The 26,645-nt window shown below is 42.5% G+C and carries 22 protein-coding genes; 14 read left to right on the forward strand and 8 right to left on the reverse strand.

The features are described from left to right. Positions 1-24 precede the first annotated feature (24 nt). A complete protein-coding gene (locus DWX23_RS21200; protein ID WP_122353983.1) occupies positions 25-1,467 on the forward strand; it encodes a TlpA disulfide reductase family protein in 1,443 nt (480 codons plus the stop codon). A gap of 34 nt (positions 1,468-1,501) precedes the next feature. Here the strand turns inward: DWX23_RS21200 and DWX23_RS21205 are convergent, their stop codons facing one another. Continuing rightward, the gene (locus tag DWX23_RS21205) at positions 1,502-2,092 is read right to left on the reverse strand and encodes an RNA polymerase sigma-70 factor (protein ID WP_122375944.1); all 591 of its coding nucleotides are present in this window, start codon (positions 2,090-2,092) and stop codon (positions 1,502-1,504) included. A gap of 127 nt (positions 2,093-2,219) precedes the next feature. Here DWX23_RS21205 and DWX23_RS21210 point away from each other — a divergent pair, with 127 nt between their 5' ends. The 4 genes from DWX23_RS21210 to DWX23_RS21225 all read left to right on the forward strand — a co-directional run bounded on the left by DWX23_RS21210 (position 2,220) and on the right by DWX23_RS21225 (position 10,527). Further along, positions 2,220-3,236, forward strand: coding sequence for a FecR family protein (locus tag DWX23_RS21210; RefSeq protein ID WP_122375975.1), 1,017 nt, complete (start codon positions 2,220-2,222; stop codon positions 3,234-3,236). A 230-nt stretch (positions 3,237-3,466) separates the two neighbouring features. Beyond that, positions 3,467-6,940, forward strand: coding sequence for a TonB-dependent receptor (locus tag DWX23_RS21215; RefSeq protein WP_233587722.1), 3,474 nt, complete (start codon positions 3,467-3,469; stop codon positions 6,938-6,940). 12 nt (positions 6,941-6,952) lie between these two features. Next, complete coding sequence (locus DWX23_RS21220) at positions 6,953-8,935, forward strand: RagB/SusD family nutrient uptake outer membrane protein (protein ID WP_122375945.1); 1,983 nt, start codon at positions 6,953-6,955, stop codon at positions 8,933-8,935. 326 nt (positions 8,936-9,261) lie between these two features. Continuing rightward, positions 9,262-10,527, forward strand: coding sequence for a glycoside hydrolase family 76 protein (locus tag DWX23_RS21225; RefSeq protein ID WP_122375946.1), 1,266 nt, complete (start codon positions 9,262-9,264; stop codon positions 10,525-10,527). A 123-nt stretch (positions 10,528-10,650) separates the two neighbouring features. Here the strand turns inward: DWX23_RS21225 and DWX23_RS21230 are convergent, their stop codons facing one another. Beyond that, a complete protein-coding gene (locus DWX23_RS21230) occupies positions 10,651-11,256 on the reverse strand; it encodes an HU family DNA-binding protein (protein ID WP_122375947.1) in 606 nt (201 codons plus the stop codon). Positions 11,257-11,510: 254 nt separating this feature from the next. On the opposite strand from DWX23_RS21230, the gene DWX23_RS25210 reads away from it, so the two are divergent. Continuing rightward, positions 11,511-11,867, forward strand: a complete 357-nt coding sequence (locus tag DWX23_RS25210; RefSeq protein ID WP_122375948.1) for a BT4734/BF3469 family protein — start codon at positions 11,511-11,513, stop codon at positions 11,865-11,867. Beyond that, entirely contained in the window at positions 11,837-13,396 is a 1,560-nt protein-coding gene (locus DWX23_RS21240) for a VapE domain-containing protein (RefSeq protein ID WP_147382560.1), read from the forward strand. Before DWX23_RS25210 ends, DWX23_RS21240 begins: the two co-directional genes overlap by 31 nt. 104 nt (positions 13,397-13,500) lie before the next feature. Here DWX23_RS21240 and DWX23_RS21245 read toward each other — a convergent pair whose 3' ends face one another. The 3 genes from DWX23_RS21245 to DWX23_RS25030 form a co-directional block, all read right to left on the reverse strand. After that, positions 13,501-14,325: a hypothetical protein gene (locus DWX23_RS21245; protein WP_122375950.1), complete on the reverse strand. Its 825-nt coding sequence runs from the start codon at positions 14,323-14,325 to the stop codon at positions 13,501-13,503. Between the two features lie 590 nt (positions 14,326-14,915). Continuing rightward, complete coding sequence (locus DWX23_RS21250) at positions 14,916-15,515, reverse strand: GNAT family N-acetyltransferase (RefSeq protein WP_122375951.1); 600 nt, start codon at positions 15,513-15,515, stop codon at positions 14,916-14,918. Continuing rightward, entirely contained in the window at positions 15,512-15,673 is a 162-nt protein-coding gene (locus DWX23_RS25030; RefSeq protein ID WP_183671084.1) for a hypothetical protein, read from the reverse strand. The genes DWX23_RS21250 and DWX23_RS25030 overlap by 4 nt, the downstream gene beginning before the upstream one ends. A gap of 231 nt (positions 15,674-15,904) precedes the next feature. On the opposite strand from DWX23_RS25030, the gene DWX23_RS21260 reads away from it, so the two are divergent. Then, the gene (locus DWX23_RS21260; RefSeq protein WP_122375953.1) at positions 15,905-16,876 is read left to right on the forward strand and encodes an aldo/keto reductase; all 972 of its coding nucleotides are present in this window, start codon (positions 15,905-15,907) and stop codon (positions 16,874-16,876) included. An 83-nt stretch (positions 16,877-16,959) separates the two neighbouring features. Here DWX23_RS21260 and DWX23_RS21265 read toward each other — a convergent pair whose 3' ends face one another. Continuing rightward, the gene (locus tag DWX23_RS21265; RefSeq protein WP_122375954.1) at positions 16,960-17,367 is read right to left on the reverse strand and encodes a DUF86 domain-containing protein; all 408 of its coding nucleotides are present in this window, start codon (positions 17,365-17,367) and stop codon (positions 16,960-16,962) included. Next, positions 17,360-17,653 (reverse strand): nucleotidyltransferase family protein, encoded by a 294-nt coding sequence (locus DWX23_RS21270; protein WP_122375955.1) that lies wholly within the window; start codon positions 17,651-17,653, stop codon positions 17,360-17,362. The genes DWX23_RS21265 and DWX23_RS21270 overlap by 8 nt, the downstream gene beginning before the upstream one ends. 163 nt (positions 17,654-17,816) lie before the next feature. On the opposite strand from DWX23_RS21270, the gene ileS reads away from it, so the two are divergent. From ileS to DWX23_RS21295, 5 genes are all read left to right on the forward strand, one after another. Beyond that, complete coding sequence (gene ileS, locus DWX23_RS21275; RefSeq protein WP_122375956.1) at positions 17,817-21,245, forward strand: isoleucine--tRNA ligase; 3,429 nt, start codon at positions 17,817-17,819, stop codon at positions 21,243-21,245. Positions 21,246-21,364: 119 nt separating this feature from the next. Continuing rightward, entirely contained in the window at positions 21,365-21,745 is a 381-nt protein-coding gene (locus DWX23_RS21280; RefSeq protein WP_007657507.1) for a TraR/DksA C4-type zinc finger protein, read from the forward strand. Continuing rightward, a complete protein-coding gene (locus tag DWX23_RS21285) occupies positions 21,746-22,372 on the forward strand; it encodes a lipoprotein signal peptidase (RefSeq protein WP_122375957.1) in 627 nt (208 codons plus the stop codon). Continuing rightward, complete coding sequence (locus DWX23_RS21290; protein WP_122375958.1) at positions 22,373-23,170, forward strand: DUF4296 domain-containing protein; 798 nt, start codon at positions 22,373-22,375, stop codon at positions 23,168-23,170. Between the two features lie 3 nt (positions 23,171-23,173). After that, positions 23,174-23,515: a hypothetical protein gene (locus tag DWX23_RS21295; RefSeq protein ID WP_233587724.1), complete on the forward strand. Its 342-nt coding sequence runs from the start codon at positions 23,174-23,176 to the stop codon at positions 23,513-23,515. On the opposite strand, the gene DWX23_RS21300 is transcribed toward DWX23_RS21295, so the two are convergent. Continuing rightward, positions 23,450-24,205: an RNA methyltransferase gene (locus tag DWX23_RS21300; RefSeq protein ID WP_122375960.1), complete on the reverse strand. Its 756-nt coding sequence runs from the start codon at positions 24,203-24,205 to the stop codon at positions 23,450-23,452. The genes DWX23_RS21295 and DWX23_RS21300 overlap by 66 nt on opposite strands. A 74-nt stretch (positions 24,206-24,279) precedes the next feature. Between DWX23_RS21300 and DWX23_RS21305 the strand changes: the two genes are divergently transcribed. Further along, a complete protein-coding gene (locus tag DWX23_RS21305) occupies positions 24,280-26,634 on the forward strand; it encodes a BamA/TamA family outer membrane protein (RefSeq protein WP_122375961.1) in 2,355 nt (784 codons plus the stop codon). The last annotated feature ends 11 nt before the right edge of the window (positions 26,635-26,645 follow it).

The following is a 26,645-nucleotide window of genomic DNA, read 5'->3' on the forward strand; positions in this document are numbered from 1 at the left end:
GTATAAAGCTTTAAAACTAATAGGATGGAAAATCAAAGACTCGGTTATATGCTGGCCGGTATAGTTGTCCTGGGGCTGGCAGGTTGTACCCCCCGATCGATAACCATTGAAGGGAAAGTATCCAATCTTTCCGGTAATACGATCATCTATAATTCTACAATGGATGGCATTTATCAGTTTACCCAGAGAGACACTCTTTTTGTGGAGGCTGACAGTACGTATCATATAACGCTTCCTGGTAAGGAGAATGAAAAATTTTCTTTTTATGTATATGGGCAAAAGTATTTAGGAACGGTTTATGTTGAACCGGGTAAAAATGTACTCGATATCGATGCCTCTCTGGAAAACAGTCTGGAGGTGGAGAACAAGCTGGCGAGGGAGAATGAAGTCGTGAAAGAACTTTCCCGCCTGCAGAAAGATGTATTTAGTTTAAGGGCACGCGAAGGGGATGTATTCCAGGTGGCAAAAGACACCGTAGCCTCTTCCGTTTACAAGAAGCTGACGGACTATGGAGCCGGCATAGAGCAAAAAATAACGGGAGTCGACGATCTCTTTAAGAAAAGAGCCGTACAGGATATCCGTATGCAGATGTTGCTGGCTTTTATGAATCAATATTTCGGGATTAATTACCGGGGTACGGAAGAGACAAAGAAAGAGTGGGAGGCCGTTTATCCGGAAATGTTGGAGTATGCCGATATAAACCAACCGGAGAACGTCTTTTCCACCGCATTTTCCGATGTGATATCGAACATTGCCGGAATAGAACTTTATATGAAAACACAGCAGCAGCCGAAAGACCGGAATGAAGGCAAGCTGAAACTTTTCGACTGGTATAAAGCGAATCTGAAAGGACGTGTACAGGAAGTCGCTATGGCGAATATTATCCTGGAAGATGCTGTTAATGAGAGTTATTCAACGGGTATGCCGGCTTTATATGAACAGTTTAAAGCGTTGTATCCGGGTAGTATGCTTCAGTCTTCGCTGGAGGAAGCGATACGGAAAAACCTCTCGTTTAACAAACTGGAACTACCTGCGGATATTCATGTCCTGAACACGGATAGTGTGCGTTCTTTCAAAGAGATAACCGACCGTTATCTGGGTAAAGTCATTTTTATTGATATCTGGGCAACCTGGTGCGGCCCCTGCCGTCAGTCTTTTGCACATGTGGAACCCTTGCAGAAGTATGCTGAAGAGAATGATATCGTATTGCTTTATGTTTCTATCGATCGTCCGAGCGAAGCCGATTTATGGAAGAAAATGGCGGGATATTATAATCTGAAAGGGGAACATGTAATCATTAACGAGTTCTTTAAAATGGATATCTATAATACATTCGGAAATAACGGAGCATTATATATCCCTCATTGCGCCATAATCAACAAAAAGGGAGAATTGCAGTTCAAAGTCGCATCCAGTCCCGAAAATATGGATAAACTGGCGGAACAATTGCAGGAAGCCGGTAAATGATCGGTTAAGATAATGAATTGAATTTCAGCAAGCTTTATGAAATCAGGTTTTTGGGAAACAGTAACAAGATCAATGGTAAATAATCTTTCAAAGTGACCCGTAACTGTTTTAAGGCTTGCTGGATTCGGTAATTCACCGTTTGGGTGGAAACCTGCAGGATCTCGGCAATCTCTTTGTAGCTTTTATTTTGAAAACGATGCATCACAAATGCTTCCCGGTGGCTGGCCGGTAAGGCATGTATAGCCTGGCTGATCTGTTTTTTCAGTTCTTCCGCTTGATAGAAATCGATATCCTGCAACATCTCCAGCATATATTCATAATAACGTGTCTCTGCCCGCAGTTGCGACTGTTGGCGGGTGAGTTGGTTGAGGCTTCTGTGATAGACTGTTTTGTACAGATATTGACTGAAGGAGGTATTGAATATTTGTATTTCCCGATTTTCCCATAACCATAACATGACGTCCTGCACGATCTCTTCCGCATCTTCCATACTGACAAACCGGTTTGCATACGTACATAACATCGGATAGTATCTTCTGAATAAGGTACCATAGGCTTTTTTATCTCCACGTTGCATGGCTGATAACAGAAGTGAGTCTTCTATCGCTTGTGAGGTGTTTTTCATACTATTTTCTCCTTGGTCACAAAGATAGTTTTTTTGTTGTAGAAAAAAAATATCAAAAAAAGTGAGTATCCGTTTAGTAATCTGTCGGAGTTCCTTTGTCTAATATATAAAAGGGATAAAAATGCAGATGGAAACATTCAATATAGATCAGATAGAGGAGCTCCTTCCCCGGTATTGTTCCGGTGAGGCAACGATAGAGGAATGCCGGATGGTGGAAGAGTGGATCGGGCAGTCAGAAGATAATTACCGGATTGTCAAACAAATCTATGCCATCGACCAGGTGATGGGTACGACCCGGATGGAATTGAAGGTGAATACAGAGAAAGCCCTGGCTTCCGTAAACCGTAAAATGAGTAAGGAACGTCCGCAGGTGGCCTGGTTTACCTGGGTACAACGGGTGGCCGCTATTCTTTTTCTCCCTCTTCTGATTACTTTGGCTATCCAGAATTTTACACCCCGTACGGAAATAGCCCGTATGATCGAGATAAAAACAAATCCGGGAATGACGACCACCGTCAATCTTCCGGACGGATCAAAGGTTTACCTTAATTCGGAATCTTCTTTGACCTATCCTTCTTTTTTCAGTGAAGACGAAAGAAACGTACAGTTGAAGGGAGAAGCTTTCTTTGAAGTACAGAAAGATCCTGAACATCGTTTTGTCGTTTCAGGTCCTCATTTTACTCAGATTGAAGTATTGGGAACATCCTTTAATGTAGAGGCGTTTGAAAGAGATTCGTTTATATCTACCACTTTGGTAGAAGGGAAAGTCCGCTTTGCCTATCAGAAGAATCAGCAGCTTGCCACGATGGAAATGAAACCCGGACAAAAGCTAATGTATAATACCATTTCTTCTCAGGTAAAGCTGATCGAAACGACGGGAGAAGCTGAGGTTGCCTGGAAAGATGGAAAGATTGTTTTCTTGGCAACTCCACTGCCGGAAGCATTGCGAATGTTGGAGAAGCGGTTTAATGTAAGCTTCGTGTTATCGAATGAGCGCCTTCGTAAAGAAGCATTTAACGGAACTTTTACTAATCAGAGGCTGGAACGTATATTGGAAATCTTTAAAATATCATCGAATATTAAGTGGCGTTATATGGATACGCAGAATACAACAAATGAAAAAACGAGAATAGAAATCTATTAAATTGAAAAGATTATGAAAAACAGGCCTCCTTAAAGAAAAACATCCGGAGTGATATTGGCGTATTACTCCGGATGGAAAATAGTTAATTTAAAACGCTTGTTTGGCGACAAGCAGTTATAAATCATTTTTATTAATTAGATCAGTACAAAGTTATGCAAAAACATTTTAATACCCAACAGTTTTGGGTACCGGAGTTTCTTTGGTTTATCTTAAATAAAATACCGAGAGTCATGAAGTTATCTATCTTCTTACTTGTATGTTCTATCAGTTTAGTGCAAGCGACGAACAGTTATGCTCAAAAAGCGACTGTAAATCTGGAAATGCGAAATCAAACAGTCAAAGAAGTTCTGGATGAAATAGAAAATCAGTCGGAGTTCTCTTTCTTTTTCAATATTCGACATGTCGATTTGCAGCGAAAAGTATCAGTTGTTACTAAGAAAAGCGACATATTTAAAGTATTGGATACTATTTTTTCTGGTACGAATGTACATTATTCTGTGTTAGATAAAAAGATTATTTTGTCGACGGAGGCTCACACTCCGGTTGTCCAGCAAAATGGTGAAAAGAGAAAAGTAACAGGGGTTGTTAAAGACGCCAATGGAGAGCCTATTATTGGGGCGAATGTTATTGAGAAAAGTACGGCGGATGGAACAGTAAATGGAGCAGTGACGGATATAGATGGAAAATACAGTATTGAAGTTGGAAAGAATGCTATATTACAATTTTCGTATATAGGCTACAACCAGAAAGAATTGTCGGTTGGGGATCAAACTGCCATAGATGTGTTGCTGGTAGAAAATTCACAGGCTCTGGATGAGGTTGTGATAGTAGGTTTTGGTACACAGAAAAAGGTGAATCTGACAGGTGCTGTTGGGATGGCTACCTCTAAAGAATTGGAAGCTCGTCCTGTAGCTAATGCAGTGTTGGCTTTACAAGGTGTTATTCCGGGACTAAATATATCCAATAGTGGAAATGGTGGAGAACTGAATGCGACTAAATCTATAAATATCCGTGGTACAGGAACTGTGGGACAGGATGCAAATGGAAATTCATTTACTAACGGAAGTCCATTGATTTTAATAGATGGTATGGAAGGGGATATTAATATGTTGAATCCTCAGGATATAGAAAATATATCTGTACTGAAAGATGCAGCATCTTCTTCTATTTATGGAGCGCGTGCTCCTTTCGGTGTGGTTCTGATAACTACTAAAACTGGAAAATTAGGACGTGCACAGATCAACTATAATGGAAATGTACGTTTCCAGACACCTATAAAAATGCCGGAAATGGCAAACTCATGGGAGTTTGTGAATATGTTTAATGATGCCCAGTTTAACCTGAATGGTAATAATTTGTTCGATGCTGGTTATATGCAGCAGGTAAAAGATTATATGGATGGTAAAACTGATGATTATATTTGGGGTGAAGGTTCTGGTGGTAAATGGAATTATGATTATACAACCGCCAATGTGGATTGGCTGAAAGAATATTACCGGAGTATGTCCCCATCTCATGAACATAATATCAGTGCTAGCGGGGGAACGGATAAGATATCTTATTATTTATCAGGTAACTATATGGGACAAGAAGGGTTTATGCGTTATGGTACAGATGATTATAATCGATATACTCTGACGGGGAAATTCTCAGGACAGCTGACAAAAATGCTAAAGGTGGATTATATGAGTCGTTATGTACGTACGGATTATTCACGTCCAACGGTAATGGATGATACTTTATATAACAATTTGCTTCGCCGTAGTCGTCCGACACGTCCGTATTATGATCCGAATGGATACCTTATGGCTGATATTAATTATGTAGCAGCATTTGAGGATGGTGGGCGTTATAAAGAACAGAAAGATGCTTTGGTTCAACAATTCAAAGTCACTCTTACACCTTTGAAGAATTGGAATATTATCGGTGAAATGAATATTAAGATAGATAATAACTGGATCCATGAAGATGCTCTTGTTATTTATTCTCATTATGCGGATAATCCTGATAATACATATATTCCTTCTACTTCTCCTGTTCTGAAAGATAAGGTAGGAGAGTATGCACGCAGACAGACGTATTTGAATCCGACTCTTTTTTCGAACTATAATTTCTCGATCAAGAAGCATAACATCGGTTTGATGGCCGGTTTTCAGGCAGAACAAGTAAAATATCGTACGATGGATGGTTATCGTACCGGATTAGTCGTTTCTGATCTACCGGTATTGGATCTGACAACTAACCGTGAAGATTATATGCTGGGAGGCTATTATCAAAACTGGTTGTCTGCCGGTTTCTTCGGTAGGATCAACTATGACTATGATGGTAAATATTTGCTTGAAATGAATATGCGGTATGATGGTTCTTCACGTTTTAGAAGAGATAGCCGTTGGGTTTTTACACCTTCATTCTCGGTAGGTTGGAATATGGCTCGTGAAGATTTTTGGGGTAAACTGGCAGACTATGTAGAAACGTTTAAGCTCAGGGGCTCTTATGGACAGTTGGCAAATCAAAATACAACCAATTGGTATCCTACTTATCAAAAATTGTTGACTGGAACCAGTGATGGTAGCTGGTTGCAAAATGGAGCGAAACCTAATACGGCTTCAGCTCCGGGATTAGTATCCTCTACATTGACATGGGAAAGAATTAAGAATACAAACATAGGTTTGGACTTCGGTGCTTTTAGAAATCGTTTGACCGGATCGTTTGATTATTTCTGGCGTAAAAACTCCAACATGGTTGGTCCGGGTATGGAGTTGCCGGCTATACTGGGTACGGCTGTTCCAATTACAAATAACTGTGACTTAACCACTTTTGGTTGGGAACTGCAATTGGGATGGCGTGATAAGGTAGGTCAGGTGAATTATGGTGTAAAATTGAATATCTCAGACTCTCAGACTCGTATTGATAGATATGCAAATCCGACAAACTCCTTGAGTACTTATATTGCAGGTGAACTGGATGGTAATATTTACGGATATGAAACAATCGGTGTTGCCCGGACCCAGGCAGAAATGGATGCACATCTGGCAACATTGCCGAATGGAGGCCAGACCGCGTTAGGCTCAAAATGGGAAGCTGGTGATATTATGTATGCTGATTTGAACGGGGATGGTAAAATTAATACGGGAAGTAATACTTTAAATGATATGGGGGACCTGAAAAAGATAGGTAATAAGACTCCCCGTTATTTGACCGGTATAACATTAGATGCCCAGTGGAAAGGTTTCGATTTCTCCATGTTTTGGCAAGGTGTTTTGAAACGCGATTTTGATCCGGGAGAAGGCAGTTATGTTTTTTGGGGACCTACTTCTGGTGGCGAATGGTTTTCCGGATTCTTAAAACAACATGTAGATTATTTCCGTCCTGAAGATACGAATTCCGGATTAGGGGCAAATGTGGATGCCTATTATCCGCGTGCCTTGTTCAGTGGCAAAAATCAGAAAGCGCAAACCCGTTATTTGCAGAATGCAGCTTATATGCGACTGAAAAATTTGCAGATAGGTTATACTTTGCCTATGCAGATTGTAAATAAAATCGGTTTACAGAACTTACGTATATACGTCTCAGGAGAAAATTTGTTAACGATCACAGGGCTGAGTGACACAATGGATCCTGAAACGGCTGGTATCGGAAAGCGGGGTGGTACGGTATATCCGTTGTCACGAACTTATTCTTTAGGTTTAAGTGTTAACTTTTAAAATATAGAATTTATGAAACGTACATATATTAAAATTGTAAATGCATTGTTGTGTGGTTTCTTCTTATTTTCCTTGGGGGCATGTAATGCGTTTTTGGATGAAGAACCTTTATCTTTTGTCAATCCTGAAAATTATCTGAAGTCGGAAGAGCAATTGCTCGCTTATGTCGATAAATATTATGCGGATTTTATCTCTAGTAATACGCATGAAGATGATGACGCAACAGATAATCAAAAAGGAACTAATGAGCGTTATATGAAAGATACCTGGACTGTGGCTCAGAAAGAAAAAGACGATGGTAGCGGTGACTGGGATTTTACTAAAATTTATGCGATGAATTATTATCTTCAAACAGTTGTTCCCCGTTATGAAGAAGGTAATATCTCCGGTAATGATGTAAATATTAAACAATATATAGGAGAGGGATATTTCCTGCGTGCATTGGATTATTTTAAACGCCTGCAAAAGTTAGGAGATTTTCCCATTCTGAAGACAACATTGGAGGATGATTTGGCTATATTGACGGAAGCCTCTAAACGTAGTCCGCGTAATGAAGTCGCTCGCTTTATATTGGATGATTTGGATAAAGCTATTTCATTGATGACCAATGCACCGGCTAAAACACGTATTACGAAAAATGCAGCATTGGTATTAAAGTCGAGAGTTGCATTGTTTGAAGCGACCTGGGAGAAGTATCATGCAAACACCGCTTTAGTCCCAAATGGACCAGGCTGGCCCGGTGCAGAAAAAGACTATAATGCGAACTATCAATATCCCAGTGGAAGTCCGGAAAATGAAGTCGCATGGTTTCTTGATCAGGCTATAGATGCAGCATCACAGGTGGCTGACGCTATTCAGTTGGTAGATAATAACCAGATTATTCGTGATGATGTCAGAAAATCTAAGAATCCGTATTATGATATGTTTGCCAGTCATGATCCCAGTGGATATGATGAAGTTATATTATGTCGGCTTTATAGTTTTGCCTTGGGAAATGCCAGTAATTTTAACCACGTATTGTATCATGGAGGAAATACAGGGTTCACTCATCAATTTGAACAGGTTTTTCTAATGAATAACGGTTTGCCGGTATATGCAGCAGGAAATGATTATAAGGGAGATGACTACATCTCGGATACAAAGCAGGGTCGCGATTGGCGTTGGAGATTGTTTATGAAAGCTCCGGATGAAATAAAGGCTGTAGATAATATCGCTGTTCCCGAACGTTTCCCTGTTATCCCTCGTTTGTATATGACAGATACGAAAATGTCGACAGCGACAGGTTATATTGAAGGTAAAGGCTATTCTTTAGATTATAATGATCAGATGATGGGGCAGGATCAGACTGCATTTGTTGTTTATCGTGCAGCTGAAGCTTATCTGAATTATATGGAAGCATCTTATTTAAAGAACGGCAATATAGACGCTAAAGCGGCATCTTATTGGCAGGCTTTGAGAAATCGTGCCGGTGTCGATCCTGATTTTCAGAAAACAATCAAGGCTACGGATATGGCAAAAGAAGCATTGAACGATTGGGGAGCTTATTCGGCTGGCCAACTGGTAGATGCAACGTTATATAATATTCGTCGTGAAAGACGTTGTGAATTTATCGGTGAAGGACTTCGTTATATGGATGTATGTCGTTGGAGGGCAATGGATCAGTTGAATGGATTTCAGCAGGAAGGTGCTAAGATTTTCGGTCCGATGGAGTCGATATTCGTTGATGATTCGGGTAATAGCCTTTTGGTATATGATCAGGCGGACCAGACTAAAAACAATGTATCATCTCCATCATTGAGCGATCATTTGCGTCTGAATCAAAAGAGTACAACGAATCAGTATTATAAAGGCTTCTATTTTTATGAAGCCCATTATTTAAGTCCGATCGCTGTGCAACACTTTCTAATTACATCTCCGGATGGAAAGACTGTATCTGAATCTCCTATTTATCAGAATCCGGGCTGGCCTATTGAAGCTGGTGCTACCTGTAAGTAATCCAGGGTACTGATTTATATGATATAACAGACCTTACCGGATATAACACAAAATTATATCCGGTAAGGTCTGTTGTTTGATTGTTTTTATTTTGAATAAAGGACCAAATATAAGATGTTGCAGAGTCGGTTGATAGAAATCAAAACCTTTACAATCATTTTGAATTATTGAGCCGGCATTTTTTTTATCTTTGCAGCCTAAGCAAGGTTGTTCAAAAATCCGCTGGTGCAACTACGTGACAATGTAACAAAAGATGCTCAAACAGCCGCTTGGGGAGAGATTTGTTCCCTTTATCACGATAAAATTTAAAAACTTAACAAACAAAGATGAAAAGCAATCTATTTTTAGTTGTAAACTTACTGCTTGTATTATTTACATCATCTGTAGTATGCCGGGCCGAAGGTTTGGATAGTTTAAGTAAAAAGTCTTTCACCTATACGAATGAGGATGTTTGGACTATTTACGAGGGGTTTAACAACACGCTACTCGATACTGATAAATATATCTACAAGACAAATTCATCTTTCCTTTCAGCTAAAGACCGTTTCAACGGGGCAGCAGCCATCTGGTGCCAGCCGATTTATTGGGATATGGCGATGAATGCGTATAAGTTGGCTAAAAGATTAAAGAGTAAAGATAAGCAAGCAACTTACAAGAGATTATGCACAAAGATATTCGAGGGTAATAAAGCGCAATATGCCAATTTTAATTTTGATGACAACAATGAAAATACAGGTTGGTTTATTTATGATGATATCATGTGGTGGACCATTTCTTTGGCACGCGGCTATGAGTTATTTAAAGTTGACGAATATCTGACATTATCAGAATTGAGTTTCAGTAGAGTCTGGTATGGTTCCCCGAAAGTGGGGGATACTGGTTCTTATGATAAAGAAAATGGAGGAATGTTCTGGCAATGGCAGCCCATACAGAACCCGAAACCCAATAAACCTGGCGACGGAAAGATGGCTTGTATCAATTTTCCGACTGTAGTTGCTGCTTTAACTCTATATAATAATGTGCCGCGGAAAAGAAAAGAGTCGACAGATGAATATCCGAAATACCAGACCAGAGAACAATATCTGGCGAAAGGGAAAGAAATTTATGAATGGGGTGTCGAAAATTTGTTGGATAAGCAAACAGGGCAAATAGCCGATAGCCGCCATGGCAACGGACGTCCCGCATGGACTGCCCACGTTTACAATCAAGCTACCTTTATTGGTGCCTCCGTATTGCTTTATAAAGCGACCGGCGAGAAAAAGTATTTGAATAATGCCATTTTAGCTACGGATTATACTGTGAATGTCATGTCTGCAAAACATAATTTATTACCCTTTGAAAATGGAATCGAACAGGGTATTTATACAGCAATTTTTGCACAATATGTGGCTATGTTGATTTATGACTGTAAGCAAACGCAATACCTCCCTTTTCTGAAACGCACGATTGGTTACGGTTTGGAAAACAGGGATAAGTCACGCAATGTATGCAGTGGAGAATATGAAAAAGTTTTGCCGGCAGGTTCAACGATCGATAGTTACTCCGCATCCGGTATACCTGCTTTGATGCTGTTGTTTCCTGCAGATAAATAATGTATTTGGCTATCGTTTCACATAGTACTACATGTTGGAGATTGATTCCATAGGGATTATACTTGTGATGTAATCCGAAAATAATCCTTCATTCCTTCATTAGTGGATGTTTTTCATTCACCATCAATCCTTTACCGCTGAAGGAAATGAATAAACCCTCGTACTTCTATACCCTCCTTTCTCCAGTTTTCCTTCATCTATCAACTTCTTCAGGTCTTCCAGTGCACGATATTTGGAGCAACCTGTCAGTTCCCGGTAGTCGCTACAAGTGATATAATGATGTGCGTTCAGATATTCTGTCAGCCTGCGTACCCGTTCATCGAAAGGAGGAAGAACGCCTTTCCCTTCCGGCATACGTTCCAGGTGCATCGACTTCAATTTACTTTTCAGATATTTGCCGCAGCGGAAATTTACATTACGGAAATGAATTGATTCGCTACGGAGCTCCTTTTTATCCATGACCGGACGTGAAGCGAGCGAAACACTGAAGAAGCCGATGCCGTCCAGTTCGATATTATATCCGTCGTCCAGACGTCTGGCCATCACATCGGCTATGACCTGTAAAGCCCCTTTGATGTCGGCTCCCGAAATTCCGGAACGGCCTTCTGCTTCTTCTATCAGATCATTGGTGTGGATTGTCCCGTAAGGTACAACACGCGGATGTAATGCTTGCTTTTTCTTGTCTCCTGTGGGGTTCGGATTGCGAACCATTCGATATCTTGCACACATATCAGTATTTGTTTAAGGTAAAACTATGCATCCGGTAATTCCGAAGTGCCTTACTCTGTTTTGTTTGTTAATTGTCGTACGCTTGTTCGACAGCTGACAAACGCTTATTCGACAACAGTCTGACAAGCGTTTGCCAGTTGTCAAATAAGAAAGAATAACGGACTAAAGATATAAATAATAATTGATGAAAGCCTTGTTATACATGGCTTTTTTTCTTACTTTTAAGCAGAAAGTACACCTTAAATTACAAGCGAATGAATATCACACATTACAAAGACGGAAATAAATCCGTTAAAACTCTATCCCTTAATGAATTGATCGATATGATGAGGGACTCTGTATCCGGACATGCGGTAGAAGAGTTCCGGAAAAAGCTAGAGGAATATCCTCCGGGATACCCTTGTCCGGCAGCAACCAAACTTCCTCGGATCGTTTTCGGTGCAGAATTGAAAAAGAAAAATGAGACTTTGGAGATGAAAGCTTACAACGGTCTTGTTCTATTGGAAGTCGATAACCTGTCGGGCGATAGGGAGGCGGTAGAGATACGGCTGTACCGGCTACGCTCGAACAACCCTTGCAAGTGCCTGGTGAACCGACGTTCCGTGAGTTGAAACAGCAGGAGCCGCTGCCACTTCAACGGATGGAGGCGGGGCATGAACGCAGTTATTCCGTTTACCTGCTTTATCAGGTGGCCTTGAAAAAAGCAATTGAAGAAGTGGGGAAGGAGTCTGGTGATACGACGGCGGATGCATTGCTGGTACGGTTGGCAGAGAATTGCCTTCGTGCAGGCATACCGGAAGAAGATGTGGTGAAATGGGCGTATGTGAATGTACATTTCCGACGGAACGAGACGGAACTGCGGGCGGCGGTACATAATACTTATCTGCTGGATAAATATTTTGGTGTTGGTCCGGTCATGCCGGTTTGTCAGAACCTCGTATTTCGGATGGATGAGTTTATGAAACGTCGCTATGAGTTCCGGAGGAACGAGTTGAAAGGTGAAGTGGAATATCGCGAACGACGTTCCTATTATTATAGCTTCTTTCCTGTTACCGATGAGGTTCTCAATACGATCTCCCTGCATGCGCAGGCGGAAGGGCTCGATTTGTGGGATCGTGATGTGAAACGTTATATCTATTCCAATAAGATTCCACTGTTTAATCCGCTGGATGATTATCTGGATAATCTGCCGGAATGGGACAGAAAAGATCATATCCGTGCCTTGGCGGATACGGTACCGACATCATCGAAGTTGTGGCGCGAGCATTTTTATATCTGGTTCCTGGGGTTAGTCGCCCAATGGAAACAGATGGGTGGGGTGCATGCTAACAGCCTGTTACCCTTATTGGTGGGGGATCAGGGATGTGGAAAGTCTACCTGGTGCCGTAATTTAATGCCACCGGTTTTGCGTGAGTTTTATACCGACAGTATCGATTTTGGAAATCGTCGTGATGCTGAACTGATGCTGCACCGTTTTGCCCTTATAAATATCGACGAGTTCGACTCGATAGGAAACTCCCGTCAGTCTTTCCTGAAACATCTGCTTCAAAAGCCCGAGGTGAATGCTCGTCGTGCCTACAAATCGAGTGTGCGGGCTTTGAAACGGTATGCCGGATTTGTCGGAACTTGTAATAATATGGACTTGTTATCTGATCCGACCGGCAGTCGGCGTTTTCTGTGTGTGGAAATAAATGGTGAGATAGACCGCAGGCATTTTATCGATTATGACCAGCTGTATGCTCAGGCGATCCATGCGCTCCGTACAGGCGAACGGTATTGGCTGACGCGGGAGGAAGAAAAATCTATTACTCTTCAGAATGAAGTGTTCGAACAGGTTCCGGTGGAAGAGCAGCTTTTCCTGCAATATTTCAAGCCGTTGTCTGAAGAAGGTGGTGAAATTGGCGAATGGCTTCCTGCTGCCGAGATCATGCAACGTATCCGTAAGCGTAGCCGCCTGACTTTTAGCAACACCACTATAAATGCTTTTGGCCGCCTGTTGCGTCGTAACAATGTCCCAAAGCCGGCATATTTTACGTGGAAATGTATATCATGTGAAGGAAATACGGTGATTTTTCTTCATTGGACAATGTGTCTGCAAAAAGGCTTCATCTGTAATTTCTTTATAATTAGAAGTATATAGCCTGTTTGAAGGAATGAAGGAATATTTTTCCAAAAAAGCCATTCGACTCTCACGAGCCGGATGGCTTATAACTGCAATACAGTTTCAGAAAAAATTATTAGGTATTATCTCTTAGCTATTTCTTGATATAGTTCACAATGACCGCTCGGGTCAAAGATCCCTTTTCTTATTAATTCTTTTTCCAGTTTGTTTAAAGATAAGTTCCCGAAGTTTCGTCGTTTCTTCAGTGCGGCAAGTCCGTTGGTTGAAATGAATTTCAGTAAATCTTCCAATGTATATATATCTACCGCTTTAAGAATAGTCAGGGTTCTTGTCTCTAAATCGAGGCTATGGGTTAATGGTTTGGATAGTAATTTCTTTTGTTTGACGTAAGGTATTTGGGATGACGTTCGCTTTGGGGCGGGATGTTTGATTTCGTCCTTTGTTAACTGTGTTTTCAATGATTGTATGTTTGATTTTAATTTGTCGATTTCTATCTCTCTTCGAATACCGTTATCGATATGGGCTCTGACAAATCCTGATTGGATGCTTATATCTGTAATGGCATTCTGAAATATCTCTTTTACCTCCTGGGAGGAGAGGCCCAAATGTGTTGCAACTTTTTCCACGCTTAATCCGGTGGCTAATGCATGGAATACTATTTTTTTTAGATCGGAGTTTAGTAAGTTCCTCATTTCCGATACGATCAATAAATAATCGGGTGTCAGCCTTTTAAACGCTTCAATAATAAAATCACTTTCTTTATCCCTCTTCTCTTCCGGAGGCTGCTCATCAGCCGTCGGTATATTTACAGATGAAGATACGATACTGGCTTCTTCCCATGTTGTTTCTTTGTGATCTGTCAGTACATGGCCCGAAAAGCTTGGCTTCTGGTCGTTGGGGAGGAGAAGTTGTACATAATCACGTATTTTAGTTAACAAGTTTATCATAATACAAGTGTTTTATCTGATAGACATAATTGTGCTATACAAATAGATACTATCCTATTCTCGCGAACCGGACAGTGGCAGAGTCCCCTCTTCGCTATTCCTTTTTACTGATTGTATGATTGTTTAACATATTAATGGGTTGATGTAAAAAGTATAGCTTGAAAAAGGCATAAAAAAACGTGGCGCTATTGCTACATCTCAGCCCTTGTGGGTATCCCTCCCTTGCACACTGATAGTAAGCAACAGCCCACGTCATATCATATATAACTATGTATATACAAATAACATGGGCATTTTGTTGCTACTATCTCAGTTGTGCGTATGTTTGGATGTTTACAAGGGACCGAGATAATATTTTAAAATGCCTTATTCTAAATATTTCTACAGAACAGAACCTAACGCTATAGTTTCTGCACTTTCTGTAGTACTGCAAAGATAGTATATACGATGGAATAAACAACCGTTTATAAGGAAAAAAAGCCTGTTAGGCTTAAAAATCATAAGTTCTGTTTGCAGGGTTTGATGATTGCCGGTAATTATATTTATGTTTGTTGTAAAAAACAGACTGCTCTTATTAATCTGTAATGAAGTTAGGTGATATTAATCAAATCAAAAATCATTAATCGGGTAAAGAGAGAGGAACTTTCTGGAATACCAAGATATTCCTTCTCCTGTTGCTCTGTAGAAAATAGAGGATAAAAATTATTCTTCTCATAAAAAGATATAATAGAGGGCTTGTTATAAGCATCTACTACTATAAAACGACATCCGGTTTTATTTTCCGGACTAATGAACCAATCTTTTATAAAGCCAATAAGTTCATTACCTATATGACATCCCTGATAGTTCATATTTACACCTAGTCGACCGATTAATACGGCTGGATAACTACGACGTTGTTTTGAAAAAGGAATATCTTGAATAACTTTTTTCTTTCGACTATTCGGTAGAAAATTTGCTTTGATACTATCATTTGCTACAGTGAAAGCACATGTTATGACGGATAAATCTTCATCTAAACGAAAGCAATATGTCTTCCCTAGTAACTGCTTGGTGTACAGATCTGAATTGTTCATAAAGAAGTCGTCCAAATCATCATTGCCACAAATGAAAGGTTTACATTCTTTCAATAGTTCCGGTTTTAGTAAGGAGAATGTGCAACTATTCTCTAGAAAATTGCCTTTGTTCATTTCATGTTTGCTTTTTTTAGAATACGATTTAATGATTCAAATCGCTTTTGGGTTTGGTTGGATTCCTGTTTGTTTTGGAAGGCTGCGTCTGCTTTTTTTACAAAGGCTTCAGCTTCTTTCCCATGTAGAACAGGAATACTTTTAATTGCTATTGCCATATTCTTAGTTTTAATATTACTGCAAAGGAACAAAAAATAGAATTAAATATCAATTGTTTGATACTAATTAATTAAAACAACTCCTTATATTTCATGTTTAGATCATGATGGTCGCAATCTTCTTTATATTCTCATATTATTCCTGATCTTCTCATAATCAGTTTTGAAAAGATCGATTATATGCAAGCAAATGTATATTTTTATAGCCTATAAATATTAAACTGCGAAACAATGAAGTATTTGAATAAAGAAACGAATGGCATTACCCTTTCCCGCATTGGCCTGGGGGCAATGAGGATGGCTGATATTCAGCAAGGGATCGATACCATACATGCTGCTTTGGACAGTGGGATTACTTATCTGAACACAGGTGATTTTTATGGTCATGGCGAAAGCGAACTGATTATCCGTGAAGCATTGAAAACACGTAAGCGGGAAGATGTCTTTATTTCTGTCAAGTTTGGTGGAATGCTGACTCCTGATGATCGTTTTTATGGCATCGACGTACGTCCGCAGAGTGTTCAGAATTATTTGGCCTATACCTTGAAACGCCTGGGTACGGACTATGTCGACCTGTATCAACCTGCCCGTATCAATCCGCATATCCCGGTGGAAGAAACGATCGGAGCCATTGCAGATATGGTAAAAGCCGGATATGTGCGTAATGTCGGAATTACCGAGATAGATGCCGGAACATTGTGCCGGGCCCATGCTGTTCACCCCATCAGTCTGGTGGAAGTGCGGTATTCGCTGCTCGACAGAGAGATAGAACAAAGCCTGATTCCTACGGCACGTGAACTGGGTATCGGAATTGTCACTTTTGCCAATCTGTTTCATGGCGTGATAGGAGGTAGTAACCCGGAGGAAAAACTGGCAACCTTGAGCCGGAGGATGCCTCCCCAGGCTGCAGAGAAGCTGAAACAGGCTGTGGCACGGCTGGATGTATTGAAGGAAATGGCCGCAGAGAAGAATGTTTCCGTGTCGCAACTTGCCATTGCATGGGTACTGGCACAGGGCGGCGATATGCTGGCGTTGGTCGGTTCGCGTACAGTCGGTCAGCTTCGGGATACCGTGAAAGCAATTGAGATCGATCTCAGTAAGGAAGATTTACAACGTATCGAGCAGGCTATCCCCAAAGAATATGCCTCCAACTCTGCTATGTTGCCTATCGATCTGGACGAAAACGGTTTGTTTAAATTCTGACTTCTTGTCGTTACTTAAAATATCGGATAGTTTATGACAAAAGAGGCTGAAGTCTATAGAAGAATAGGCTTTGCCTCTTGATTTTAACATCGTTCTGTTGATTCAGTTTTTTCTGCTTCAATATCTTTTTTGATAAGGCTGATGATACTTAGTAATTCAGGTACACTTTCACGTACTGTAGCAAAAATAACATCAGCGTCTATTTCAAAATAATGATGAACGATAATATCTCTCATTCCCATTACTTCACGCCAAGGTATCTGAGGATAATTGACCAATAAACTACGCTCAGTTAATTTATCGAGATTTTTAATGCTTTCTCCTACAGCGATAAGTTTCATACAAACGCCGTCAAGTAGAGACATTCCTTCATTTGAGCCTAAAAAGTCATTTACAGACTGAACATTCCGGCAGCGTTCACATACAATTTCAAGTTGCTCTGTGATACGGTCTAATAGATGGCTGACTTCTGATTTATTTTTGTCAAACATACAGTGCTTCCTTTTCAATGTTCCGTTTCAGATATTCATCCATACGATCACGTAACCTTACCAGGTCGACCCTGGATCCTAACAAGGTTTCAAGCTCAAATTTGATACGAGCTAATGTTAGTAGATTGGGGGCTGGTGCTTCAAAACAAATATCCACATCGCTGTTTTCCGTTTGTTCACCACGAGCTACACTACCGAAAATGCCCATACGGACAATGCCATACTTCCCGGCATGGGAATCCATGTATTGCCGTAATAATTCCAAATACTCATTTGTCGATTTCATAGCAGTCACCTTTTATGAGGTCAAAGGTAACTATAAATTTTTGAAAGGGAGATTATTTAGGTTTATAAAATCCAATCAGGGTATGCTCATTTCTTTATTGTCTAATTAGAATTAAATCACTAACTTTGCGGCATTTTTAGAAGATAGTTAAAAATAGCGCGATATGAGTAAGAAATTTACCGAATACTCTAAGTTCGATTTATCGAATGTCAATAAAGAGGTGTTGAAGAAATGGCAGGATGGCGACATCTTCCATAAGAGTCTTGAAATCCGTGAAGGATACCCCTCGTTTGTATTTTATGAAGGTCCGCCTTCTGCAAACGGAATGCCGGGTATTCACCATGTTATTGCTCGTTCGATTAAAGATATTTTCTGCCGTTACAAAACCATGAAAGGATATCTGGTGAACCGTAAGGCAGGATGGGATACTCACGGCCTGCCGGTTGAGCTGGGCGTTGAGAAATCTATGGGTATAACCAAGGAAGATATCGGTAAGAAGATTTCTGTCGCTGACTATAATGCAGCTTGCCGCAAAGATGTGATGAAGTTTACCAAGGAATGGGAAGACCTTACCAATAAAATGGGGTACTGGGTGGATATGGAAAATCCGTATATCACCTACGATAACCGTTACATCGAAACATTGTGGTATCTGCTGAAAGAATTGTATAAGAAAGGGTTACTGTATAAGGGGTATACCATCCAGCCGTATTCACCGGCTGCCGGAACGGGGCTTAGCTCGCACGAGTTGAACCAGCCGGGTTGCTACCGCGACGTGAAGGATACCACTTGTACGGCACAATTCCATATCCTCGATCCGAAACCGGAAATGGCTCAGTTCGGTGATGCATTCTTCCTGGCATGGACGACTACTCCGTGGACATTGCCTTCCAATACGGCACTCTGCGTGGGTCCGAATATCACCTATGTGGCTGTTCAGACTTACAATCCGTATACTGGCATGCCGATGACAGTTGTATTGGCTAAGGATCTGATGAATGCACATTTCAATCCGAAGGCTGCTGACCTGGAGCTGTCGGATTATAAAGCTGGTGATAAACTGATCCCGTTCAAGGTTGTAGGTGAATGGAAAGGTCCGGAACTGGCTGGCATGCATTATGAACAGCTGATTCCGTGGGTAAATCCGGGTGAAGGGGCTTTTCGTGTGATCACAGGCGACTATGTGACAACGGAAGACGGTACGGGTATCGTACATATCGCTCCGACATTCGGTGCGGACGACGACCGGGTGGCGAAAGCTAGTGGCGTGCCTCCGTTGATGATGATCGATAAGGATGGCAACAACCGTCCGATGGTCGATATGACGGGAAAGTTCTACCTGTTGGAAGATCTGGATCCTGAATTTGTACAGACTCGTATGAATGCAGCCGATTATGATCCGTTCCAGGGTAAGTTCGTGAAGAATGCCTACGATCCGGAAAAGACCGACAAAGATGAGACATTGGATATCGAGATATGTATGATGTTGAAGGTACAGAACCGTGTGTTCCGCATCGAAAAGCATGTACACAACTACCCGCACTGCTGGCGTACCGACAAACCGGTATTATACTATCCGCTGGATAGCTGGTTTATCCGCACGACTGCCTGCCGCGACCGTATGATCGAACTGAATAATACGATCAACTGGAAGCCGCAGAGCACAGGTACGGGCCGTTTCGGTAAATGGCTGGAAAACCTGCAGGACTGGAACCTGAGCCGTAGCCGCTACTGGGGTACTCCGTTACCGATCTGGCGTACGGAAGACGGAACGGAAGAGATGTGTGTCGGTTCGGTAGAAGAACTGTACAATGAAATAGAGAAAGCCGTTAAGGCCGGATTCATGGAATCTAATCCTTATAAGGACAGAGGGTTCAATCCGGGCGAATATAATAAGGACAATTACGAAAAGATCGACTTGCACCGTCCGTATGTGGATGAGGTGATCCTTGTTTCCGAAAGCGGCAAGCCGATGAAGCGTGAGACCGACCTGATCGACGTTTGGTTCGATTCGGGTGCGATGCCTTATGCACAGATCCATTATCCGTTTGAGAATAAGGAAATACTGGATAACCGTACGGTTTATCCGGCTGACTTTATCGCAGAGGGGGTCGACCAGACTCGTGGCTGGTTCTTTACCCTGCATGCACTGGCAACGATGGTATTCGACAGCGTGGCTTATAAAGCGGTTGTTTCCAACGGCCTGGTGCTGGATAAGAACGGTAATAAGATGTCTAAACGTCTGGGTAATGCAATCGACCCGTTCTCGACGATCGAACAGTATGGTTCAGACCCGCTGCGTTGGTATATGATCACCAATGCGTCTCCGTGGGATAATATCAAGTTCGATATCGACGGTATGGATGAAGTGCGCCGAAAGTTCTTCGGTACATTATATAATACGTATTCATTCTTTGCTTTGTATGCAAACGTGGACGGCTTCGATTATTCGGAACCGGATGTTCCTCTGAACGAACGTCCCGAAATCGACCGCTGGATCCTTTCTTTGCTGAATACACTGGTGAAAGATGTAGACGGATACTATGATACCTACGAACCGACCCGTGCGGGACGTGCTATCTCTGAGTTTGTGAACGATAACCTGAGTAACTGGTATGTACGCCTGAACCGTCGCCGTTTCTGGGGCGGAGGCATGACGACGGATAAGTTGTCTGCTTACCAGACTTTATATACTTGTCTGGAAACTGTAGCCAAGCTGATGTCTCCGATCGCTCCGTTCTATGGCGATCAGCTGTTCAGCGATCTGATTGCCGTTACCGGACGTGAAACGGTGGAATCTGTACACTTGTCGGATTTCCCGAAATATGATGAAGCATTGATCGACAAGGATCTGGAAGAACGTATGAAGATGGCACAGGATGTTTCTTCTATGGTACTGGCTCTGCGTCGTAAAGTGAATATTAAAGTTCGCCAGCCGCTGCAGACCATCATGGTGCCTGTTATGGATGCACACCAGCAGGAAAGCATTGAAGCGGTGAAGAACCTGATCCTGAACGAAGTGAATGTAAAGGAACTGAAATTCGTCGATAATGCCGCCGGTATCCTGGTTAAACGTATCAAGCCTGATTTCAAGAAGTTAGGCCCGCGTTACGGAAAGATCATGAAGAGCTTGGCTGCTGCTATCCAGGGTATGAGCCAGGAGGATATCCTTGCTTTCGAAGCTGCCGGTACATTTACTTTGAATGTGGAGGGACAGGAAGCTACGTTCGAACTGGCTGATGTTGAAATCATCTCCGAAGATATACCGGGATGGTTGGTTGCCAACGAAGGCCGCCTGACGGTTGCCCTCGATATCACCGTGACGGAAAACCTGCGTAAAGAAGGGCTGGCACGTGAATTGGTGAACCGTATCCAGAACCTGCGTAAGAGCAACGGATACGATATAACCGATAAGATCAACGTGACCGTTCTTTCTTCCGACGAAATGGATGACGCAATTAAGGAATTTAATGAATATATTGCGAACCAGGTGCTGGCCGTATCTGTTGAAATTACAGAGCATGCGATAAGTGATGCGACTGTCCTTGATTTCGAGGATTTCAACCTGTCGGTGCGTATCGAGAAAGAGTGATTTTTTTCTTAAAAAAGAAAGGCGTCCCTTGCCGCATATAAATATTATCGTATATTTGGACTGCGACTTGGATCGCCTGATATATATTATGAATTGTGGAACCTAAAATTAAATGAACCATGGCAGAAAAGACAAGATATTCGGATGCTGAACTCGAGGAGTTCCGCGCCATTATTTTAGAGAAGTTGGAGGTAGCCAAAAAGGATTACGAGTTGTTGAGATCGGGTGTAACCAATTCTGATGGGAACGATGTGGCCGATACATCTCCAACATTCAAGGTGTTGGAAGAAGGTGCCGCAACTTTGTCGAAGGAAGAGGCCGGACGTCTGGCACAGCGCCAGATGAAGTTCATACAGAACTTACAGGCTGCTTTGATCCGTATTGAAAATAAGACTTATGGCATTTGTCGCGAAACGGGTAAGTTGATCCCGAAGGAGAGACTGCGTGCCGTACCTCATGCTACTTTGAGTATCGAAGCAAAACAAGGAGGTAAAAGATAAATGAAATTTTCTAAAGGTTGGGGAGCAGTGTTAATCGTAATGCTGCTCCTTATTCTTGACCAGGCTCTTAAAATCTGGATCAAGACGCACATGCAGTTGCACGAAAGTATAGAGATCACTCCGTGGTTTTATCTGTACTTTACCGAAAATCCGGGGATGGCTTTCGGTATAGAGGTGATAGGCAAATTGTTCTTATCCGTATTCCGCATTGTGGCGGTCGGTTTTATCGGATATTATCTGTATAAACTGGTTAAGGAGAAGTACAGTTTTGGCTTTATTGCGTGTGTCTCGTTGATCTTTGCGGGAGCTATCGGTAATATAATCGACTCTATATTTTATGGGGTCGTATTCGACCATAGTTTTGGTCAGGTCGCCTCTTTTATGCCTGCCGGCGGTGGTTATGCTACCTGGTTGCACGGGAAAGTGGTGGATATGTTTTATTTCCCGTTGATCCAGACGGTATTGCCGGACTGGGTCCCGATCTGGGGAGGAGAGGAGTTCGTCTTCTTCCGTCCGATCTTCAACCTGGCAGATTCGGCTATCTGCGTAGGTGTGTTCTTGTTATTGATATTTTACCGGCACACTTTGTCGGCCAGTCTCTCAAAAGAAAAAGAAAGTAGTAAATAAATGCGGAGTAAATTGCGCAGATACGGTGTCGTATTGTTGACGGCGGCTTTGGTGGTTTCCTGTAGTAAGGTGCCTGATGGTATTCTGTCCGAAAAGGAGATGAAGGCTGTCCTGATAGATATGCAACTGGCGGAAGCTATGATCAGTACCGACTATAAAAAATATATCGACGATGCTGAAAAGGAGGCGCTTTATCAGTCCGTATTTCGCAAACATAATATCGAACAGGCTGTTTACGACAGTTCGCTCGTCTGGTATGGAAGTAACCTGGATGTGTATATGCAGGTGTATGATCTGGTACTGGCGGAACTGAACGAACGGCAGAAAGCATTGGGGGACGTGCAGGCTAGTGCAGCTCCGGTTTCCAAACAGGATTCCGTCGATATCTGGCCGCGTCTTACTTATCTTACCTTTGAACCGAAAGCTGTATTCAACGGCATAACGGTCGATATCAAACCGGAAACAAACTATCCTTCCGGTAGTACGTTCGTTCTGGGAATGCGTGTCTGGGGATTGAACGATGCTATGAAAAGTCGTCCGGAGATCCGTTTGAGTGCCAACCAGGGGGATACGGTCATTACCGTAAACGACAAGATCCTTCAGGATGGTTATCATGAGACGATTTTACGTACGCTACCGACCAAGCAGGTGAAGAGTGTGTATGGTTTTATCCGCCTGGACGGAAAAGAGGATTCGACCTCTTATTTCAAAATCTATGTGGATAGCCTGAACCTGATGAGGTATAACTATGGACGGCTTTCCGTTGATACCGATTCCCTGAAAACGGCTACTAAATAATTTTTGACAAGTCTTATGCGTCGGATCGCTTCTCATTATATATACTGGCAGAAATGGTACCGCATGCATTATCTGGAACTGGATGCGGAAGGTCGTTTTGCCGGTGTGTTTCCTTTAGAACAAGAGATAGCGAATACAGAGTTTTATGACGGTACATTGTTACCAGTGCCGTCCGGTGTCAGTTTTCCACCATCCGGAGCTTTTTCTATGGAATGGTTAGCTGTCTCCGATCGGGTGACGGTTTCTTCCTTTGTGTATATTTACCGGTTAACCGGCATTTCACCCGCGACGTCTGAACTCAGCACAGACAACGGCCGTGGCGATTGCCACGTTCAGAGACTCTGACGTTTCTCTTTCCTGCGGGTAATTGGGGATATATAACTTCTCGTTGACCAGTGCTTCGGTTTCTGGGCGGATGCCGTTTCCTTCATTTCCCATAATGATAATGCCTGTTTCCGATAGTTCTTTTGTATATATGTTCTCTCCGTCGAGGAATGTTCCGTATAGTGGTACCTGGTGTTCCGCTTGTTTTTGCAGATAAGCGGGCAGGTCTGTGTAATGGACTTTTACGTGGACGAGTGCTCCCATGGTCGCCTGTACTGTCTTGGGACTGAATGCGTCGGCTGTGTCCTGGCTGCAAACGATATGTTCGATGCCGAACCAGTCGGCGAGCCGTATGATCGTTCCCAGGTTACCGGGGTCCTGTATACCGTCGAGAGCGAGGATGAGCTGCTGCTGAGGGTCTGCTTCTTCCAATGACCAGGCGGGGCGTTTGAAAACAGCCAGTACATCCTGCGGATTTTTCAGGAAGCTGGCTTTCCGTATGTCATTGTCATCGGCTTCCAACAGTTCTTTGGCGGGAATATCACCTTGCGTTGCCATCCACGACGGCTTGGCGATCAGCAGGTCGCATTCGAACGCAGGCAGCATGTCTGCCACCAGCTTATTTCCTTCGGCTACAAACGTATTCGTCTCGTTACGAAACTTCTTCAATTCAAGTGAACGTATCTGTTTTACTTTCGACTTACTCAGCATCTTTACTCTTTTTACAAAGCAAAAGTACGGGATTTTATTTAATTTCAGCTACATTTGCGTGCGTAAAAGGTCGAATGATGAAGGGAATCCTCCATATATTATATTTCATATGCCTTGTTTGGATACTGGCCGCCTGCAGTACGACAAAATATGTCGGTGACGGTGAATATCTGCTTGATAAAGTAGAGATTGTCTCTGATAATAAAGCCTATAAAACGAATGATCTGAAGCCTTATCTCAGGCAGCAGCCTAACTTTAAGGTGTTCGGTCTGATGAAGTGGCAGCTTTTTGTCTACGACTGGTCGGGGCGGAATGAAAAACGCTGGCTCAGTAAGCAGCTTCGCCGTATCGGTGAGCCGCCTGTGATTCTGGACACTACGCTGGTCGATCAATCGGCGGATGAGTTGAGGCGCTTTTTTATCAATAAAGGATATGTAAACGCGGAAGTGACGGCGGAGGTGGATACCTCGCGCCAGAAGAAGGCTGTCGTTACTTACCGGATCAATTCGAATATCCCTTACCGGATACATAACTATACGATGAATCTGGATGATCCGAAGATCGACAGTATAGCTCATCTGACTGCTCCCAAACGTTCGGCCGTATCATCTGCTTTCCGTATATATCCGGAAGATTATACTTCTCTGGTGAAAGACAGTGCTTTGTTCGACAGGGATATACTGGATAAAGAACGGCAGCGGATCACCTCTTTGCTTCGCAGACGGGGGTATTATGCGTTCAACCGCGATTACCTGGCATATCTGGCAGACAGTTCTTATAACAGGAATATAGTCGATCTGGATATGATACTGAAGCCTTACCGTAAACTGAAGCCGGATGGCTCGGTGGTCGATACCGTTCATCACCAGTATTATATAAAAGACGTGACGATCGTTACCGATTATGATCCGCTGAACCAGGCGCAGAGTGATTTGTCGGCTCGTTCAGGCGATACGGTAAAAGCCGGAGATCTGCAGATCCTCTATGGAAATAACGGAAGGAGTATCCGTCCGGGTGTTTTGCGAAGAAGTACTTATATTACTCCCGGCAGATTGTTTAATGAGCGGGCGGTAGAACAAACCTATTCTTCTTTTGCCGCTCTCCGGGCCTTGAGAAATGTGAATATCCGTTTTACGGAAGTGGAGGTCCAGGATACCATGATGCTGAATTGTACTATCCTGACTTCTCCGGCTAAGTTGCAGGGATTCGGTGTTGACCTGGAAGGGACAAATTCGGCGGGCGATTTCGGATTTGCTTCCAGCTTGAATTACCAGCACAGGAATCTGTTCAAAGGTTCAGAGGTTTTCTCTGCGAAGGTGCGTGGTGCTTATGAGGCTTTGTCCAAGAGTTCGGCAGGCGGTAATTATTGGGAGTTGGGGGCAGAGACGTCTGTATTGTTTCCTCGTTTCCTGTTCCCTTTTGTCAGTGAAAATTTCAAACGGAAGGTACGGGCATCTACGGAACTGAAGGTAAGTTACAGTATTCAGACGCGTCCGGAATACAGGCGTGCCATTCTGTCCGGCGGTTGGAGTTATATCTGGCAGGAACGGTCGAATACGCAAGCTCGCCATGTGTTTAAGTTACTCGATATCGATTATGTGCATTTGCCGAAGATCGATCATGACTTTGAAGAGAGTTTGCCGAATTCTACCCGGATTTACAATTTTACCGACCAGTTTGTCGTAGGTTCCGGTTATACATATTCATTTACGAATTACAATCCCCAGAACCGTCTCCGGAATACACATTCGCTACGTGTCTCGTTTGAAATGGCAGGTAACCTGTTGTATGCATTCTCTAAAATGACTCAGGCGAAAAAAGATAAAGACGGATTATATAATTTGTTCGGTATCAATTATGCTCAGTTTGTGAAAGGGGATGTCGACTTTAGTAAGAGTATTGTGCTGGATAGCCGTAATAAAATCGCTTTTCATGTGGGCGTTGGGGTTGGTTATCCGTATGGGAATGCGAAAATATTACCTTTTGAACGGACTTATTTCTCGGGAGGGGCGAATAGTGTCCGTGGATGGTCTGTTAGAACCTTGGGGCCGGGCGGTATGCTGGCGGATTCTGTCAAATCGTTTGCCGACCAGGTAGGAGATATCCGGTTGGATCTGAATCTGGAATACCGGACAAAGATGTTCTGGAAGTTTGAACTGGCTGCTTATGTTGATGCCGGAAATGTCTGGACGATGAGACCGGATAAGGAACGTAAGGATGGAAATTTCGACTTCTCCCGTTTCTATAAAGAGATAGCTGTTTCTTATGGTTTGGGATTGCGTCTCGATTTCGACTTCTTCCTGATTCGTTTCGATACGGGTATGAAAGCATATAATCCGATGGAGCGGGGAAAGGATCGGTGGGCTATTTTGAAGCCTAACCTGAAGAATAACTTTGCCTGGCATTTTGCAGTAGGTTATCCCTTCTGATGAAAAAAAAG

The organism is Parabacteroides sp. AF18-52 (assembly GCF_003479145.1).
In the GTDB taxonomy this organism is placed as follows: domain Bacteria; phylum Bacteroidota; class Bacteroidia; order Bacteroidales; family Tannerellaceae; genus Parabacteroides; species Parabacteroides faecis.